General features: G+C 60.9%; 2 pseudogenes. Both read left to right on the plus strand.

Annotated features, from left to right (window positions below):
- Positions 1-423 (plus strand): annotated as a pseudogene (locus B2J89_RS21390) (DSD1 family PLP-dependent enzyme); the annotation flags it as partial.
- A gap of 54 nt (positions 424-477) precedes the next feature.
- A pseudogene (locus B2J89_RS22550) lies at positions 478-696 on the plus strand (tripartite tricarboxylate transporter substrate binding protein); the annotation flags it as partial.

Consider the following 696-nt stretch of genomic DNA (forward strand, 5'->3'; position numbering starts at 1 on the left):
GGCGTCTATACCGAGCTCCAGGCCGGCAGCTATTGCTTCATGGACGGCGACTATGCGGCCAACTTCCAGGAAGATGATCAGCCATTCCGCACCTTCAGACATTCCTTGTTCGTCCTGGCCTCCGTCATGAGCACTGCCAGGCCGGGGCTGGCTGTGCTCGATGCAGGGCACAAGGCCGTCGCCATCGAACGAGGCCTACCGACCGTGTGGCAGCAACCGGAACTGCGAATTGTTTCGGCGGCTGACGAGCATGCGCGGATGGAGTATCCCGCAGGCCGCGCAACGCCAGAGCTCGGGGAAAGACTGAGACTCATCCCGGGACACTGCGATCCCACGGTTGACCGTTTCGACTGGTATGTCTGCGTCAGGGCGGGCCGGGTGGAGAGCGTCTGGCCGATCACCGCCCGCGGAGGCATGCAATGAACACCGGCGGGCTACGGGCTGCCTCACCTTTTGTCTGAACCAGGGAACCACCAAATGAAGATTTCGCCTCAATTTCTTTTAAGTGTTGCTGCGACGCTTCTAATCCCGGGGGCTGCAAGCGCCCAATCGTCGACTCCGGCGTGGCCAGTCAAACCTATCACCCTCATCGTCGACGCCGCGCCAGGCAGTTCGAACGACGCATTCGCACGCACCATCGGAAAGCGCCTGCATGAAACATTGGGTCAGCCCGTTGTGATCGACAACAAGCCCTCA

Source organism: Acidovorax sp. SRB_24 (assembly GCF_012931925.1).